Below are 17441 nucleotides of genomic sequence, written 5' to 3' on the forward strand. Positions count from 1 at the left end.
CGCGCAAAAGTGTGTAGCGGTTTTGCGGCGCCGACATGCGAAGCTTTAAGCAGCGCTGTCAGGGATCAGCAGCGAAATCACCGTGCCGATCGCCTCGCGTGAGCGGATCTTCATGCGGCCGCCGTGCAGGGTCGTCAGCGAGCGTGAGATGGCGAGGCCCAGTCCGGAGCCGCCCTTGCTCTTGGCATACTGGTTCTGGACCTGTTCGAAGGGCTGGCCGATCTTGCTGAGCGCGGTCGTCGGGATGCCGATGCCGGTATCGGCGATGGTCAAAATGACGCCGACCGAGGTGCGACGGGTGCGCACCGCAATCCGGCCGCCCTCGTCGGTGAACTTCACGGCATTGGACAGCAGGTTGAGCAGGATCTGTTTCATCGCCCGGCGATCGGCGTTGAGCGTCATGCCATCGCAGATGCGCTGCTGGATCTCGATGCGCTTCTCGCTGGCCGGGATCGCCGTGAAGCGCAAGCTTTCCTCGATCAGCGGCGCGAGATCGATCGTCTCGCATTGAAGCTTCATGTGGCCCGCTTCGATCTTCGACATGTCGAGAATGTCGTTGATGACGTTGAGCAGATGACGGCCGCTGTGATGGATGTCGCGGGCATATTCGTCGTACTTCGCCGAGCCGAGCGGACCGAACATCTCGTCCTGCAGGATTTCGGAGAAGCCGAGGATGGCGTTGAGCGGCGTGCGCAGCTCGTGGGACATGTTGGCCAGGAATTCCGACTTCGCCTTGTTGGCGGCCTCGGCGCGTTCCTTTTCCGAGAGATAATTGGCGTTCGCCAGCGACAGCGCCGATTTCTGCCGTTCCAGCGTCTGGCGGGAGGAGGAAAGGTCGCCGATCGTCGCCATCAGGCGGCGTTCGGAATCGCGTAGGCGCTCCTGGTTGCGCTTCAAAAGCGTGATGTCGGTGCCGACGGAAACCATGCCGCCATCGCGGGTGCGCCGCTCGTTGATCTGCAGCCAGCGCTCGTCGGCAAGCTGCACTTCGCTGGTGCGCGAATAGCCATTGCCATGAGCGTCGGCGATGCGGCGCTCGATGACGGGGCGGGCAGCGGCGGCGTTGACGGCGGCGCGTTCGGTGCCCGGCACCAGCACGCTGTCGGGAAGGCCGTAGGCCTGCTGGAAGTGCGTGTTGCACATCACGAGACGGTCGTTCTTGTCCCACAGCACGAAGGCTTCCGACGTGCTCTCGATCGCGTCCGCCAGCCGCTGGTCGGCTTCGGCGTAGCGCTGCGCGAGACGATGCTGCTCGGTCACGTCCATGGCGATACCGATCATGTGGACCTGGCCGGCATTGGTGCGGATGACCTGCGCACGGGCGCGCATCCAGACGTAATGGCCGGCGGCGTGGCGCATGCGGAAGATCTGGTCGATCTGCTCCGCGTCGCCACGGGCAACGGAGCGGGCGATCTCGTAGATGCCGCTGTCGTCAGGGTGCATGAGCCGGGCCGCATCGCCGAAGCACATATTGCCGTCGCCGCCTGGAAGGCCAAGCATCTGGTACATCGAGCGCGACCAGAAGAATTCGCGACGGTCGAAATCGAAATCCCAGAGGCCGCAACGGCCACGCGAAAGGGCCGTCTCGACCCGCTGGTTGGACTCGACGAAGATCTCGTCGGCATGGCGGGCGCGGCGCACCTGCATGTAATAGGCGTAGAGGATGACTAGGAGGATCGAGGAAATGCCTGCAAACAGCGTGACGTTGAGCGTCAACTCTTCGCGCCACAGCTGGCTGATGCGATCGAGCGAGGTCGCCGCAACCACATAGCCGCCGCTGTCGCCGATCAGCGTGATCTGCGCGTAGTGCGGCCGGCCGCCAATCGTGGTCTCAATCACGCCCGCCCGGTCGCCGAAGCGGCGGATCGCGGAGACCTCGGAGAAGAAATCGCCGATGCCGGCGCCGACATAGGCCGCACCGGCGGCGGACGCCGCAAACACCTTGCCGCTCGACTGCACGAGTAGAACGAAGGCGTCGTCGTCGAGCCGGTCCTGAGGCAGGAAGCGGGCGAGGCGGGCCTGACCTTCGGTCGCGTTACCGCTGTCGAATATCGCGGCGGAGTCTGCGAAGGCTGCTGCTGCGGTGGCGGCGGCGAGTGCCGTGGAGTGGCGGGCAGCGGCCTGCATGCGGTCGTGTTCGGAGAGCATGCCGAAGAAATGCGAGGCTGCGACGACGGTCAAATATGCAACGATAAGGATAGGAATGGCGCGCTTCAACACGGCCTCGGCATGCGTGTAATTTCGAGAAGATGATGGTCGCGAGGTCGCGGCGGTCTTGCCGGTGAAGCTTTCACGCCAGGCGCGGAAGCTCTCGAAATCGACACGCAGCCGTCCTTCGGCCACGGTTGCCCGCCGCACGTTCATCATTTTCTGAGCCTTGTCCCTCGTGATTCGCTGCGCCGCTCGCCCGAACCTGACTCAATGAATCATTGGTGATTCGCCTTGTCCAGAGGAAAAGGTAAAAATCTGTTAACCGATTCTAAGTGCTGATTTTTCCAGTATGCGTGGGAGGCGGCTTCGACAGGCTCGGCCGCCTCGTGTCGCAAATCACCCCTTGAGGGTGCGCTCGACGATGTCGCGAACGTCGGTGGAGAGCGCCGGTGCTTCGGCGATCTCGGTCAGCGCCTTGCGTGCATGTTCAGCTCTTGCGGGTTCCAGCGAACGCCAGGACCGCATCGAAGTGAGGATGCGCGCCGCCAACTGTGGGTTGCGTCCGTCGATGTCCAGGATTTCGCGGGCGAGGAAGCGGTAGCCCTCTCCATCCGCGCGTCCGAAGCCGGTGGGATTGCCGAAGGCAAACGTGCCGACCAGCGCGCGCACGCGGTTGGGGTTGGTGCGCTTGAACTGCGGATTGTCCATCAGCTTCAGCACCCGATCGAGCGCCTTTGCGCCCGGAATGGTCGCCTGGACGGAGAACCACTTGTCGATGACAAGCGCGTTTCCGGCAAAGCGATCATGGAACGTGGACAGCGCTGCGGCCGCCTCGCTGCTGTCGGGGAAGCGGTGCGCAAGGATCGTCAGCGCCTGCATCAGGTCCGTCATGTTGTTGGCGGCGTCAAACGCGGCCTTGGCGCGGTCAGGCGTGTTCTCGGCATAAGACAGATAGGTGAGCGCGCTGTTGCGGAGCGCACGGCGACCGGCGCTCTTGGCGTCGGGGCTGAAATCGCCTGGTGTGGTCATACTGTCGTAGAGTGCCGCGAAGACGCTCTTGCCGGCGTCGGCGACCTGCTGCAGCACGGCGGAGCGGCCGGCGTGGATAGCGTCAGGGTCGTTGTTGCCGCCAAGTTCGCGGGCGATATCGGATTCGCTCGGCAGCGCCAGCGCCTGGGCGCGGAAGGCGGGCTCCAGCGTTTCATCCGCCGCGGCCGCAAGCAGAGCTTCGACGAAGTCCTTGGAAGCGACGACCGGCTTGCCGTCACGCGCATCGCGGGCGGCTGCAAGCAGCGTCGGCAATGCGAGATCGGTCAGCGCCTGCCAGCGCGAGAAGTGATCGGTCTCAAAGCGGGCGAGAAGCGCCAGGTCCGTGGGCGACTGATCGAAGTGCAGGTTGATCGGGGCCGAGAAGCTGCGGTTTGTCGATACGATCGGCCGCGAGCCGATGCCCTTGAAGGTGGCCTTCTGGCTGCGCTCGGTCAGATGCAGCACGTTGTCGCCATACTCGGCGCCATCGACAGACGAGGGCTCTAGCGGCGTGCCGTCTTCGGCAAAGAGCGCGATGCTGAGCGGAATGTGCATCGGCTTCTTGTCGCTCTGGCCGGGCGTTGCGGGAACCATCTGCTCGAGCGACAGCGTGAAGCTCTTGGCGCCAGCATCATAGCTGCCGGACGCGGTGACGAGCGGCGTGCCGGCCTGGTGATACCAGAGCGAGAACTGTGTCAGGTCGCGCCCGCTGGCATCCTCGAAGCACTTGACGAAATCCTCGATCGTGACGGCCTGGCCGTCATGGCGATCGAAATAGAGATCCATGCCCTTCTTGAACAGGTCCTTGCCGAGCAGCGTCGCGATCATGCGCGTGACTTCGCTGCCCTTCTCGTAGACCGTCGTCGTGTAGAAGTTGTTGATTTCGCGGTAGGTGGTCGGACGCACCGGATGCGCCAGCGGGCCACCATCCTCGGGGAACTGCTCGGACTTCAGATGGCGCACTTCGGCGATGCGCTTGACCGGGCGCGAGCGCATGTCGGCCGAGAATTCGTGGTCGCGATAGACCGTCAGGCCTTCCTTGAGGCAGAGCTGGAACCAGTCGCGGCAGGTGATGCGGTTGCCGGTCCAGTTGTGGAAGTATTCGTGGGCGATGATCGCTTCGATGTTGGCGTAGTCCTGGTCGGTCGCGGTCTCCGGATCGGCCAGCACGTACTTGTCGTTGAAGACGTTGAGGCCCTTGTTCTCCATGGCGCCCATGTTGAAGTCGGACACGGCGACGATCATGAAGATGTCGAGATCGTATTCGCGGCCGAACCGTTCCTCATCCCACTTCATCGAGCGCTTCAGCGCATCCATGGCGTAGGCAGCGCGCGCTTCCTTGCCATGCTCGACGTAGATCTTCAGCGTGACTTCGCGCTCAGACATGGTGACGAACTTGTCTTCGACCACGCCGAGATCGCCGGCGACCAGCGCGAAGAGATAGCTCGGCTTCGGATGCGGATCGAACCAGGCGGCGAAGGCGCGGCCCTCGTCATAGCCGGCGCCGCCGAGGAAATTGCCGTTGGACAGCATGACCGGGTTGGCGGCCCTGTCGCCGATGATGGTGATCGTATAGGGCGCCAGCACATCCGGGCGATCGGGGAAGTAAGTGATGCGGCGGAAGCCCTCGGCCTCGCACTGGGTGCAGTAGACGCCGTTGGTGCGGTAAAGGCCCATCAGCTGGGTGTTGGCCTCGGGATTGATGATCGTGGTGATCGTCAGTTCGAAAGGCTTGGATTTCGGCAGGTTGCGGATCGTCAGGCTGTCTGGTGTCGCCGTATACTGGCTGGGCTTCATTTCCGCCTGATCGAAGAGCAGGCCGGAGAGGGCGAGTTCGTCACCGTCGAGGATGAGCGGCGCCTTCGGATCGGCGCCCTTGCGGCGGTGGAAGATCAGGCGGGCATCTACCTTGGTCGCGGTCGGGTCCAGTTCAAACGTCAGATCCACGCGCTCGAGTACGAAATCGGTGGGGCGGTAATCTGCCAGATTTATGACCTGGCCGGTATCTGTGCGCATGATATTCCCTGAGACCTTTAGACAATGCTTCGCAAACAGAGTGGGCGCTCTGCCGTAAAATTTGATTGGTACAATTACACTAAAGTCTGAATTAAAGCTAAAGCCGAAGGTGGGATGGCACATCGGCTATTTCTGGGGGGAGATACTATAGTCTCTTGCCTGGCTATCTCAGATTGAGGATCGATTTTATCGCTGTTTCATCTTCGGTCTTTTGCACAACGACACCGTACCAGCCCAGCCCATCATAGTCCTCGTAGCCGAGCGTCTTCGCATAGGCGACGATGGATCCGTTGTTGTCGTAGTAGCTGCCGCGTTCCTGCCCATGCTGAATGTGCAGCGCAAAGCGGCTGAACATCAGGGACGGATTGCTGCAGGCGATGATCCTGCCGCCGCCGTCGAGGATCATGACCGTCGTACGGTCCGCGACCTGCGGCGGCAGGTTGGCTTCCTTGTCGACGATCGCCTGACCCTGGTTCTGCCAGTCGAAATAGACGCCGAGCGTGCCGATCAGCTTTCCATCGAGCTTCCCACCTTCGCGCACGCCTGTCGCATAGACAAGCGCCGTGCGCCCGATATGCAGCTGGCTTTTGCAAACTTCGTCCACCACGTAATCGTTGCCGGATCGGCATTGGACCGCGGCCTTGTGCCATGCCTCGTTGGCGAGCGACGTATTGAGCAGCCGCCGCTGAAACTCGGGATTTGCCGAGGCGACGATCCGCCCGGTGAGGTCGGTCAGCACAAGGTCGAGATAGACGGTATAGAAGCGATTGATCACGCCGAGACGCTCGGCCGCGAAGCTGGCGCTGCCAGTGCTCGGCTCCTGCAAGGTCTGCCACAGTGCGGCGTCCGTCGCCCACCAGCGCACATCCGCCGTCCGCTCGAAAAGGTTGCGGACGATCAGCTGCACCAGCGTCTGCGCCAGATCGGTCAGCCGCACGCCTTCGAGTTCGTTGACCAGCCCATCCGCCATTCTGCGCGAAAGACCGATGCGGCCGAGAACGTTGCTTTCGAATGTGTCGGCGATCTCGCTGGCGATCTGGGCCAGACGCTGCACCTCGTTGGCCACCACGGCAAAGCCCTTGCCGGTTTCGCCGGCGCGCGCGGCCTCGATGAGCGCGTTGATCGCAAGCAGTCTGATCTGCTTGACGACGTGTGTATTGTCGGCGCTGAAGCGCTCGAGATCGGAACCGATCCCTTCTGTCACGACCCGCATGGAGCGCGGCGTTGCCGCTGGCTGCTGGCGTTCGGGTAACGTAGACGGCATCATATGCATGCCTCCTGAAACAGGTTTAGGTTGTGAATGTATGAAAAAGGTATGTCTGCAATAGAAGAATCAATGCGAGTTTATGGTTTTCAAAGTGTTAACGGCGGACGCGGACGCCAATTATTATCGGGTGTTTTCGCCGATTTTTTCCGTCTCGGATGGCCGCTCGACATGTTTCAGCTCAAACCGGCGCCAGAACTCGCTTTTTCGGCGTTTTAGCCTGTTCTTTCGGGCGAACCGCTGGCACATTGTAGTTGCATCGAATCCGGTGCGATCCCCCGACGTTCCATTGGTGAATTCGCGAGTTTCTGACATGCGGCCGGTATTCGAAAATCCGATGCGAGGTATCGCGTGCAAAGTCGCCTCCGTCGTCTTCTTCCTGGCGATGCAGACCTTCATCAAGCTTGCTGGCGCCGGCATCCAGCCCGGCCAGGTCACCTTCTACAGATCGTTCTTCGCCCTGTTCCCGATCATGGCGTTCCTCGCCTATCGCGGACAGTTGAAGGCGTCGTTCTACACGGCCAATCCCGTCGGCCATCTCAAGCGCGGCACGCTCGGCATCATTTCGATGGGCCTGGGCTTTTATGGGCTGCTGCATCTGCCGCTACCCGAGGCGATCGCGCTTGGTTATGCCATGCCGCTGATCGCGGTTGTCTTCGCCGCTCTGCTTCTGGGCGAGACGGTGCGCATCTATCGCTGGAGCGCGGTCTTTGTCGGCCTGATCGGCGTGGCGATCGTGTCCTGGCCGAAGCTCACGCTGTTTCGCGATGGCGGTGTCGAGACCGAACAGGCGATCGGCGCGGTCACGGTGCTGCTGGCGTCCGTTCTTGGTGGTCTCGCGATGATCCAGGTGAGAAAGCTGGTCGAGGAAGAGAAGACCTCGACGATCGTACTTTATTTCTCGATCACAGCCTCGGTCTTTTCGTTGTTCACCGTGCCCTTCGGCTGGGATCTGCTCGATCTCGCGCCGCAGCTCTACCTGATCGCCGCCGGCTTCTGCGGCGGCGTCGCGCAGATTTTCCTGACGGAAAGTTACCGGCATGCGGATGTCTCGACGATCGCGCCGTTCGAGTACACGTCCATCGTGCTCGGCAGCGTGCTCGCCTACTTCGTGTTCGATGACATCCCGACCACAAGCATGCTGATCGGAACCGCTGTCATCGTTGCCGCGGGCATTTTCATCATCTACCGCGAGCACCAGCTGGAACTCGAGCGGGCGGCTGCACGAAAAGCCAGCTCTCCGTAGTTCCCGCTCACGAAATCGTGCGGCTAAGTGTCGCAAAATTCATGCATTTTTGCTGTTCCGCAACCCATCCTACAAAATTTGAGGGTAGCGTGTGACAGTCGCCTATGATTTTTAAAAATGAACAACTTTCATTTATTTATACATCCTGATGTTGAAAATAAGTGGCGGCTTTAGTTTGCTTGACTTGCGATTACACGAGGTCGAGTGCCGTCCGGGAGACAAATGCCGTTTAGTGCCACAGACTTGATAGCCGACCCCAAGTTCATCCTGGGTATTCGATTTCACGCAAGCCGCATGCGCAACATGTTCGATGCCGGCCCAAGGCTTGCGCGCTTGCTCGCATCGCACCAGCGGTGGCTGCTCACGCAGGTCGCCTATGCGCTCAGCATGGAACGTATCGATGGTGATCCAACGTCGGGGCTAACGGCGACGGCACTGACGACGGAGATCACGGCTTTCAAGGCCGCGAGCCGCAACACCATCCGCAGCTTTATCGATGAACTCGCGACCTACAGGTTCATCACCTGTGTCCCAGGCGAGGAACGCAAGCGGCCGCGCCGCTACGACGTGGCCGACATCGCGCAGCAGGCGATGTTCAGTTGGGTCTGGTCCAACTTGCTGGCGCTCGACGTCCTCGATGATGGCGACAGGGCGGCGCAGTTCCAGGCAAACCCTGAGTGGATACGGCTGATGCAGCCACGCATCGCGCGCGATTGCCTGCGCGATGCTGCTTGGCGCGAGCCGCCGGAGCGGGTGGGCGTGTTTATGTGGAACGATGCCGGCGGGCTGATTGTCGATTATCTGATGTCGAGGATCGATCCCGATGAGCCGCATCCCGATCGCTTCTTTGTTGGTCCATTGGATAGCAGGGCGCTGGCTGCGGACTTCATGATATCGCGCACGCATATGCAACGCCTCTTCGCCAAGGCGGCGCAGGGTGGTTGTATGGGATGGGACGTCGACACGAAGAAGCCGTCGCTATGGATATCGCGCGCGTTCGTCGAGGAATATTGCCAGTGGCAGGCGATCAAGTTCGCCTATGTCGATCAGGCGTTTCACGCGGCAAGCGAGATGTCGGGAGAGAGGTAGGCCGCTGCGGCGGCTCTGGCGTGCGCCGATGGCGACGCGTCAGAATTCGCGATCGTAGGCTTCCGCGGCGCATACCGCTGCGCGGATATGCTCGATGGCGTCGATCTTGCAAAGAAGTGAGATGATGCGGGTCGTCATGAGAATAAGCCGATAAGCGGCAGGGACGGCGAGTGGCCGTGCACTGCGATCAATACTGCTGGAAATCCGCGAAGATGGCAGCGGGGCGCACGATGCGACCGCTCGCGCCAGTGCCACGAGCGATCATCTGCTCGTTGGTGGCGAAGCCGGTGCGGCAGTAGCTCTGCGTGGTGCGGCCGTTGCTGTTTGCGTTTCTCAAGGTTTCAAATCTGCAGTGTGTAGGACGACGAGTGTTGCTCATTGCCTTGGTTCCTTAGTGATTCCTCCCAAGACACAACGCTAATATTGCAGCGCACAATAGATTTCACAAGGCATAGGAATACGCGGCAGGCATGCGTTTTGCGCATGGGTTTCGTCGCAAATCTGTCAATGTTGGTTATTTAGGAGGCAGAATTGATTTCTGTCAGTTTCGCTTGGAAAGCCAATAAATCGTTCCAGGCCAAGCGCTTATTGACCGGCGCGGTCAACAGGTCCTGCGGATGGAGCGTGGCAATGGCGGGGACGACACGGTCGCCTGCGGCAATTTCACGCCACTGGCCGCGCAAGCCGTGAATGGTGTCGCCTTCGCCAAAAAACACCCGGGCGGCGAAATTCCCGAGCAGGAGAATCACTTTCGGCTCGGCAAGCGCGATCTGCCGCTCGATGAAGGGGCGGCAGATATCCATCTCGGCGGGGGAGGCGACGCGGTTGCCCGGCGGGCGCCACGGAATGACCTGGGTCAACAGGATGCCGGCGCGGTCGAGCCCGATCGCGGCAAGCATCTTGTCCAGCAGCTGGCCGGGCCGTCCGGCAAACGGCTGCCCCTCGCGATCGTCCTCCGCGCCCGGCGCCGAGCCGATCAGCATGATGCCGCTCGCAGCATCGCCGCTGGCGAAGATCGTCGAGCGCGCGCTGTGCTTGAGATTGCAGCCATTGAAGGCTTCGAGCGCGGTCTTCAGCTCCGCGAGAGAACGCGCGCTTTCGGCGGCGAAACGCGCCTGCTGGATCGCCTCGCCGTCGGGGATCGCCGGCTGCGGCCGTTGCGCCGAGCGCTCCGGCTGGGGCGCGCCGCGCTGTGCGGAAGCCATTGGTGCGCGGGATGCCGTCTCGCGCGCCTCCGCCTGCGGGGCAGGGGCGGCGCTGCGGCGCGCCGCCTTCATCGCCTCGAATTCGGCGAAGCGATCGACGGCCTCTTCTTCCAGCAGCCACTCGACACCGGCATCCGCATGAAAATGCAGAAGGGCTGCGAGTTCGCCTGAAGAGAGGTCGTTGACGGAGATCATGGGCGCGACATTACCGAAGCTCAAGCCTCAATGAAAGTGCGCCGCCGCCATATCCCGGCCTATTGCACCGTCCATTGCGCGATATCGTCGCGTTCGCCGATCAGCGCCAGACCGTGCGCGATCGACAGCATCTCGCCGCCGGTCTCGATACGATCGGTGTCGAAGCGCTCGGTGAAGATGCGGCGCACCGCCGGAACGAAGGAGGTGCCGCCGGTGAGGAACACCTTGTCGATCGCGCCCGCTTCGGTGTTGGTCTTTTCGAGCACATCGTCGAGCGCGCCTTCGATGCGCGCGAGATCGTCCGAAATCCAGCTCTCGAAGTCGGCGCGGGCCACCATCCGCTTTCCGGCGCGGCCGAGCGGCGAGAAGTTGAACTCGGCTTCCTCAGAGGCCGACAGCGCCATCTTCGTCGCGGACACCGCCTGGTAGAGCGGATAGCCTTCGTCGTGGTCGACGAGATCGATGAAGAGCTCCAGCTTCTCGGGTTCGAGCGCGGTTCTGACAAGCTTCTTCAGGTCCTCGTATTCGCGCGAGGTCTTGAAGATCGACAGCTGGTTCCAGCGGCTGAAGCTGGAGTAGTAGTTGGTCGGCACTTCAAGGATCTTGTCGAAACTCTTGAAATGACTCCCCTTGCCGATTTCAGGCGCAACGACGTTTTCGATGATGCGCGCGTCGAAGTGGTCGCCGGCGATACCGACACCGGAATGGCCGATCGGCGTCGCCTTCAGCTGGCCGGCGACGGTCTCGAAGCGGATCAGCGAATAGTCGGTCGTGCCGCCGCCGAAGTCGGCGACCAGCACCGTCGCGTCGCTTTTCAGGTTCTGCGCGAAGTAGAAGGCGGCCGCCACGGGTTCGTAGACATAGTGCACCTCGGGGAAGCCGAAACGCGACAGCGCCTCGTTGTAGCGCTGCGTCGCCAGAACCGGATCGGGGCTCGCGCCGGCGAAATGCACCGGCCGGCCAGTGACGATGCGCGCGACGTCCGATGGCCAGTTGTTGCCGGCATAGTTGCTGAGGCGGCGGATGAAGACCTCCATCAGGTCTTCGAAGCTGTGACGCTTGGCGTAGATCAGCGTGCCCTGGAAGAGGGCGCTGGCGGCGAATGTCTTGATCGACTGCAGGAAGCGACAGTCACCGGGATTGTCGATGAACTGGCGGATCGCCGCATGCCCTGCCTCGACCTTCAGCGCCGAAGCGCCGAGCTTGCCGTCTTTCATGAAGGACAGCGCGGTGCGCATGCTGTCGCTTTCGCCCGCCGAGCTGGTGAAGCCCATGGAATGCGTGGTCTTGCCATCCGCGGTGGCCAGTACGGTGTTGGTCGTGCCAAAGTCCAAACCTAGCGCTTGAGCCATGCTCGCACCTCTCAATGTCGATCGTTGCTGGAGACTGGAGCAATTGCTCCGCCGGGGCGCCAAGGGACACCCGAATTCAAGAGGGCGCGTGATGCCACAGCGGTCTGTCTTATTCAAGACGCGGAAGCGCAAAATGAAACGGGCGCCAATGGGCGCCCGTCTCGATCATTCCGCTGCGATGGCCCGGGCGGGCTCCTCGTGTTGCTCTTCTGTCTTCTTTCGCCCAAGGCTGAGCAGCCAGTCGCTGAGCCGTCCCATCTCGACGAAGATGACGGGGGTGATGAACAGCGTCAGCGCCTGGCTGACGATGAGGCCGCCGACCACGGCAATGCCGAGCGGCTGGCGAAGCTCCGAGCTCGCGCCCGAGCCGAGCGCGATCGGGAGCGCGCCGAGCAGTGCGCAGAAGGTCGTCATCATGATCGGCCGGAAACGCCGTACGCAGGCTTCGTGGATGGCCTCGGACGAGGTCATGCCGGTGCTCGATCGCAGGTTCTCCAGCGCCACGTCGATCATCATGATCGCGTTCTTCTTGACGATGCCGATCAGCATCAGGAGGCCGATCAGCGCGATGATCGACAGATCGAAGTTCATCACCCTCAATGCCAGAAGCGCGCCGAGGGCTGCCGCGGGCAGGCCGGAGAGGATCGTCAGCGGGTGGATGAAGCTCTCGTAGAGGACGCCGAGAACGACATAGATCGTCAGCACCGCCGCCAGGATCAGGAGAGGCGTGTTGCCCTGCGATTGCTCGAAGATCTGCGCCGTGCCGCCATAGGACGTGAAGACGTCCGAGGGCATGTCGATGTCCTTCTTGATCTGGTCGATCGCAGCCGTCGCATCGCCCAGCGCCTCGCCGGCGGGCAGGTTGAACGACACGGTGGTCGAGACCAGCTGGCCGGTCTGGTTGATCGTCACCGGTCCGGTGGTGCGTTCGACCGTCGCGAAGTTCGACAGCGGAACGAGCGCGCCGCTTGACGACGCCACGCGGATGTCCTGCAGCTTCTGGTCATCCCAGGGCGCGTTGGTGTCGTACTCGACGAGCACGTCGTAGCTGTCGCCGGTCGACTGGATCTGCGCCGCCGCGTAACCACCGAAGGATTCTTGCAGCGTCGTGCGCAGCTGGTCGTCGGTGATGCCGAAGGCGGCGGCCTTTTCCGTATCGACCTTGATCTCGGCCTGCAGCGCGTTGTTCTGCGCGTCCGATGTCACGTCGGTAAAGCGCGGATCGCCGTGCATGGCCTGCTGGATCTTGTTGGCCCAGAGGTTGGTCTGGTCGGCGCTGAGTGCCTGCACCACCAGCTGATACTGGCTGGCCGTTTGCCGTCCACCGAAACGCAAGCTCTGCTGCGGCGTGATGAAGGCTTGCAAGCCGGGGATCTTGCTGATGCTGGCGCGCAGTTCGCGCAGCGTCTGGTCAAGCGGCGGCCGGTCCTTCTTGTCCTTCAGTTCGACGAACATCGTGCCGTTGTTCAGCGGGCTGCGGGCATTGCCGCCGACGATCGACATGACGTGATTGACCGCCGGGTTCTGCTTCACCAGTGCCGCAGCCTGGTTCTGCAGATCCTTCATCGCCGGGTAGGAGATATCCTGGCGGGCGCGGGTCGAGATGTTGAGGCGGCCGATATCTTCCGTCGGGAAGAAGCTCGTCGGCAGCGTCATGAACAGGTAGATGGTCAGTCCGACCGAGGCGAGAAACAGCCCGAGAATGGCTGGACGGTGCGCCAGGCACCAGGCAACGGAGCGGTCATACCCACGCAGCGTTCGCTCGAAGCCGGCATCGAACCAGCGGATGAAGAAGGGCGGCTGGCTATGGCCGCTGCCAAGCCGCGAGGCGAGCATCGGCGTGACCGTCAGCGACACGATGGCCGAGGCGACGATCGCGATCGCCACCACCATGCCGAACTCGTTGAAGATGCGCCCGACCACGCCGCCCATCAGCAGGATCGGAATGAAGACCGCGATCAGCGAGACGGACATGGAGATGATCGTATAGCTGACTTCGCCCGATCCCTTGATGGCGGCCTCGAGAACCGGCATGCCATCCTCGACGTGCCTCAGGATGTTTTCGAGCATGACGATGGCGTCGTCGACCACGAGACCGACGGCGAGAGTCAGCCCGAGCAGCGAGATGTTGTCGACGCTGTAGCCCAGCACATACATCATCCCGAAGGTGGTGATCAGCGACAGCGGCACGGCAAGGCCCGGTATGATCGTCGCCGTCAGGTGGCCGGTGAAGAGGTAGATGACCAGAACGACGAGGCCGATCGTCAGGAACAGCGTGAACTTCACGTCCGAGATCGCGTCGCGGATCGGCTTGGCCGAATCGTTCATCACCTGCGTCGTCACCGATCCCGGTATCTCGGCATGCAGCGCCGGCAGCTTCGCATTGATCGCATCGACGACGGCGACCGTGTTGGCATCCGGCTGGCGCTGGATCGCCAGGATGATGCTCTGCTTGCCGTCGTACCAGCTGCCGGTGTTCTGGTTCTCGACGCTATCCTCAACGTCGGCGACATCGCCGAGATGGATCGGCGCGCCGCCAGGATTGGCAATGACGAGCGTGCGGAACTGCTCGGCATTGGTGCGCTGCGTGTCGGCGGTGATCGTCATGCTCTGGCTGTCGTTCTGCAACGTGCCGACCGGCACTTGGCTATTGGCAGCCTGGATCGCCTTGTTGACCGTATCGATCCCGAGGCCGCGGTTGAGCAGCTTGTTCGGGTCGACCTCGACGCGCACGGCATAGGTCTGTGCGCCGAAGACCGAGACCTCGGCAACGCCGGGCAGGGTGGAAAGCGAGGGCGAGATGATGTTTTCCGCGACATCGTCGAGCTTGCTGCGCGGCATCGTATCGCTCTGTACCGCGAGCAGCATGACCGGCGCGTCGGCCGGGTTGGTCTTCCTGTAGCTCGGCGGCGTCGTCATGTTGTCTGGCAGCTGCCGCGTCGCATGCGAGATCGCCGCCTGAACGTCGGCCGCCGCCGCATCGATGCTGCGGTTGAGATCGAACTGCAGCACGATGCTGGTATTGCCGAGCGAGTTGGTGGCGCTGATCTCGCTGATCCCGGGGATCGTCTCGAACTGCTTGATCAGCGGTGTGGCGACCGATGTCGCCATGGTCTTCGGCGAAGCGCCGGTCAGCGCCGCCGAGACGTTGATGGTCGGGAAGTCGACCTGCGGCAGGGCTGCCACCGGCACGAGCTGGTAGCCGGCGATGCCGGCAAGCACGGCGCCGATGGCGAGAAGCGTGGTGGCGACGGGGCGCCGGATACAGAAATTTGGTATCATTCTTCCGTGCCCGCCACGATGGTTTCCGTTGACTTCGGCTGATCCGCCGAGGCGACGTTGATCGCCTTGCTGTCGAATTCTTCCTTCACCGCCTGCTTGTCGACGAGCTGCGCCTGTCCCTCGATGACCACATGGTCGCCTTCGGAAAGACCGGCCGAGATCGCGGTGTAGCCGCCATTGGCGCGGGCGACGGTGACGGGCGCCAGCCGCACCTTTCCGTCGTTGACGACGAACGAGTAGAAGCCATCGGCGCCGGGGCTGACTGCCACCGTCGGCACGACGATTTGCTGTTCGTTGTTGTTGAAATGCACGACGATGTTGACCGACTGACCAGGCCACAGCGCGCCCGATGCATTCTCGAATTTCGCCTTGGCGAGGATGGTGCCGGATGCTGTATCGACGGTGTTGTCGTAGAAGCTGATGTGCCCGGTGCGCGGCTTGCCCTTGCCTGATGGCGGCACGGTGGTCACGTCGACGGGGCCGGCGGCGAGTGCCAGCTTCAGCTGCCGGAGATCACGCTCCTGCAGGTGGAATTTCACATAGATCGGATCGTATTTCGCGATCGTCACGATGGTCGCACCCGCCGTCACGAAGGCGCCTGGGCTGACGGCGATGTCGCCAAGGCGGCCGTCGAAGGGCGCCCGGATGTCGGTATGCTCGAGCAGCACCTGATCGGAGGCGAGCGTCGCCTTGTCCGCCTGCACGGTGGCGACGGCGGTGTCGCGCGCGGCTTTGGCCTGGTCGTAGGTCTGCTGCGTGCCGGCTTTCGATGTGAGGAGGTCCGAGGCGCGCGTGAGCGCCGTTTCGGCCTCGGCGACCGTCGCGGTATCGCGCACGATCATCGCATTGTCCTTGTCGACCGCGGCCTGTGCCGTGCGGTTGTCGAGCTTGGCGATGAGGTCGCCCTGTTTGACCGAGGAGCCATCGCTGGCGATGATCTCGGTGACCAGCCCCTGTTCCTGTGCGGCGATCGTCGTGTTGTCGTCGGCATCGGCCCAGCCGGATGCGGTGACATCGCGCGGCAGCACGGTCTTCACCGCGGCCACGGTCTTCACCAGCGTGGGCCCGCCGCCTTTGCGCCCCTTGCCCTTCTGGTCGCCGCCCTGCTGTCCTCCATCGCCCGCCGCCTGCTTGCCGCCGGAGGCATCGGCCTGCGCGGTCGGTTTCGGTCCGGATTGCGAGAGATAGGGAATGCGATCCTTATAGTGCCACGCGCCGAAGCCGGCTGCGACAACAAGGCAGGTGGTGATCCAGAGTTTCTTCATGTTGATACCGGTCGGGGGCTGTTGAGTATGACTTATTCAACCACTTTTATTGCGGCACGAAAAAGACACAATCCCGACAGGGGCATCACTAAGTGGTTAGAATGGCTTAAATTTTCGTAATGTTCGCATATTCTAAACTGCGGGAGATCGCGCGAATGTGACGCAACCGCGGTCGGGCGCCAGCGGCTGACGCCCGATTGTCGTTTGCGATCAGAGGGATCGCGCCGCGCCGCCATCGCAGCGCACAAGGCTGCCGGTGATATAGCTCGCCTGCTGGCTGCACAGGAAGGCGGCGGTCGCCGCGAACTCCTCCACCTTGCCATATCGCCCGACGGGGATGGCCGCTTCCTTGATGACACGAACGTCTTCGATGCTTTTGCCCGTGCGCTTCGCGGCGGCGCCGTCGAGATCGTCGAGCCGGCTCGTCAGGATGCTGCCTGGGAGCAGCAGGTTGGTGGTGATGCCGAAGCGGCCGATTTCGGTGGCCAGCGTCTTGCTCCAGCCGGCGAGTGCTGGGCGCAGCGTGTTGGAAAGCGCGAGATTGCCGATCGGCTCGATTACGCCCGAGGACGCGACCGTCAGGATGCGGCCCCATCCCTGTTCCTTCATGCCGGGCAGCAGCGCATTGGTGAGCGTGATGACGCGGAGCACCATCGAGAAGAAATAGGTCTCCAGCCGTTCGGCGGTCATGTCCGCGGTGGTGCCGGGCGTCGGGCCGCCGGTATTGTTGATCAGGATATCGACACCGCCGAGCTTGCTCTTGACTGCTGTCGTCACAGTCTCGACGAAGTTCTCCTCCGAAAGATCGGCCCAGATCCAGTCGGCCTTGCCGTTGCCCTCGGCATTGATCGCCTTGCAGTTCGCCTCCAGCGTTTCGCCGCTGCGTCCGCACAAAAGCACGTTGGCGCCCTCGCGCGCCAGAGCGACCGCGATGCCGTGGCCAAGTCCGCGCGACGATGCCAGCACGAGCGCGCGCTTGCCCTTGATGCCCAGATCCATTTTGAAGCCTCCTGTTGTTCGCTCCGTTTATAGGGCGCGCGACGATCAAAAGGAAAGGCCGGCCATGGCCCGATCAGCTTCATTTATTGACGTTGACGTAAGCGTCATGTAGTTCTTTTGTGAAGAGGAATATCATTGCGCGAAATGGGGTATTGGCTGTCGTTTCCCGGCTCGACAATCCAGCCATGTTTTGCCAAGAGATACCCTACACACGGGGAATATGGCCGCAAAACCGGCCGAGCGGAGAATGACGGATGACCGACGCGACTGAACTGCCCGAACGCGAGAGCATGGAATTCGACGTCGTGATTGTCGGCGGCGGTCCTGCCGGCCTTTCGGCTGCGATCA

At 62.3% G+C, this 17441-nt stretch carries 12 protein-coding genes; 3 read left to right on the forward strand and 9 right to left on the reverse strand.

The genetic code is table 11. The features are described 5' to 3' along the window. Nucleotides 1-45: 45 nt before the first annotated feature. From ACIQUB_RS11330 to ACIQUB_RS11340, 3 genes are all read right to left on the reverse strand, one after another. Nucleotides 46-2367: a PAS domain-containing sensor histidine kinase gene (locus tag ACIQUB_RS11330; RefSeq protein ID WP_402929436.1), complete on the reverse strand. Its 2322-nt coding sequence runs from the start codon at nt 2365-2367 to the stop codon at nt 46-48. A 180-nt stretch (nt 2368-2547) separates the two neighbouring features. Beyond that, nucleotides 2548-5196, reverse strand: a complete 2649-nt coding sequence (gene pepN, locus ACIQUB_RS11335; RefSeq protein WP_402929438.1) for an aminopeptidase N — start codon at nt 5194-5196, stop codon at nt 2548-2550. A gap of 163 nt (nt 5197-5359) precedes the next feature. Next, on the reverse strand, nt 5360-6469 hold the full coding sequence (locus tag ACIQUB_RS11340) for a methyl-accepting chemotaxis protein (RefSeq protein WP_402929440.1): 1110 nt from the start codon (nt 6467-6469) through the stop codon (nt 5360-5362). A 42-nt stretch (nt 6470-6511) separates the two neighbouring features. Here ACIQUB_RS11340 and ACIQUB_RS11345 point away from each other — a divergent pair, with 42 nt between their 5' ends. The 3 genes from ACIQUB_RS11345 (at nt 6512) to ACIQUB_RS11355 (ending at nt 8795) form a co-directional block, all read left to right on the forward strand. Then, nucleotides 6512-6679: a hypothetical protein gene (locus ACIQUB_RS11345; protein ID WP_162737468.1), complete on the forward strand. Its 168-nt coding sequence runs from the start codon at nt 6512-6514 to the stop codon at nt 6677-6679. A 94-nt stretch (nt 6680-6773) separates the two neighbouring features. Beyond that, complete coding sequence (locus ACIQUB_RS11350; protein ID WP_402929442.1) at nt 6774-7706, forward strand: DMT family transporter; 933 nt, start codon at nt 6774-6776, stop codon at nt 7704-7706. Nucleotides 7707-7928: 222 nt separating this feature from the next. Next, nucleotides 7929-8795: a hypothetical protein gene (locus tag ACIQUB_RS11355; RefSeq protein ID WP_113237394.1), complete on the forward strand. Its 867-nt coding sequence runs from the start codon at nt 7929-7931 to the stop codon at nt 8793-8795. Between the two features lie 187 nt (nt 8796-8982). Here ACIQUB_RS11355 and ACIQUB_RS11360 read toward each other — a convergent pair whose 3' ends face one another. From ACIQUB_RS11360 to ACIQUB_RS11385, 6 genes are all read right to left on the reverse strand, one after another. Then, nucleotides 8983-9132, reverse strand: a complete 150-nt coding sequence (locus ACIQUB_RS11360; protein ID WP_018898858.1) for a hypothetical protein — start codon at nt 9130-9132, stop codon at nt 8983-8985. Nucleotides 9133-9313: 181 nt separating this feature from the next. Beyond that, nucleotides 9314-10195, reverse strand: a complete 882-nt coding sequence (locus ACIQUB_RS11365; protein WP_113237424.1) for a uracil-DNA glycosylase — start codon at nt 10193-10195, stop codon at nt 9314-9316. Between the two features lie 59 nt (nt 10196-10254). Further along, entirely contained in the window at nt 10255-11547 is a 1293-nt protein-coding gene (locus ACIQUB_RS11370; protein ID WP_113237393.1) for an Hsp70 family protein, read from the reverse strand. 165 nt (nt 11548-11712) lie between these two features. After that, a complete protein-coding gene (locus ACIQUB_RS11375) occupies nt 11713-14829 on the reverse strand; it encodes an efflux RND transporter permease subunit (protein WP_402929446.1) in 3117 nt (1038 codons plus the stop codon). After that, a complete protein-coding gene (locus tag ACIQUB_RS11380) occupies nt 14826-16094 on the reverse strand; it encodes an efflux RND transporter periplasmic adaptor subunit (protein ID WP_113237391.1) in 1269 nt (422 codons plus the stop codon). Before ACIQUB_RS11380 ends, ACIQUB_RS11375 begins: the two co-directional genes overlap by 4 nt. Nucleotides 16095-16304: 210 nt before the next feature. Further along, on the reverse strand, nt 16305-17093 hold the full coding sequence (locus tag ACIQUB_RS11385) for an SDR family oxidoreductase (RefSeq protein ID WP_113237390.1): 789 nt from the start codon (nt 17091-17093) through the stop codon (nt 16305-16307). Nucleotides 17094-17441: the final 348 nt, after the last annotated feature.

Origin of the sequence: Rhizobium sp. NPDC090275 (assembly GCF_044772225.1) — a bacterium.
Taxonomy (GTDB): Bacteria; Pseudomonadota; Alphaproteobacteria; order Rhizobiales; family Rhizobiaceae; genus Rhizobium.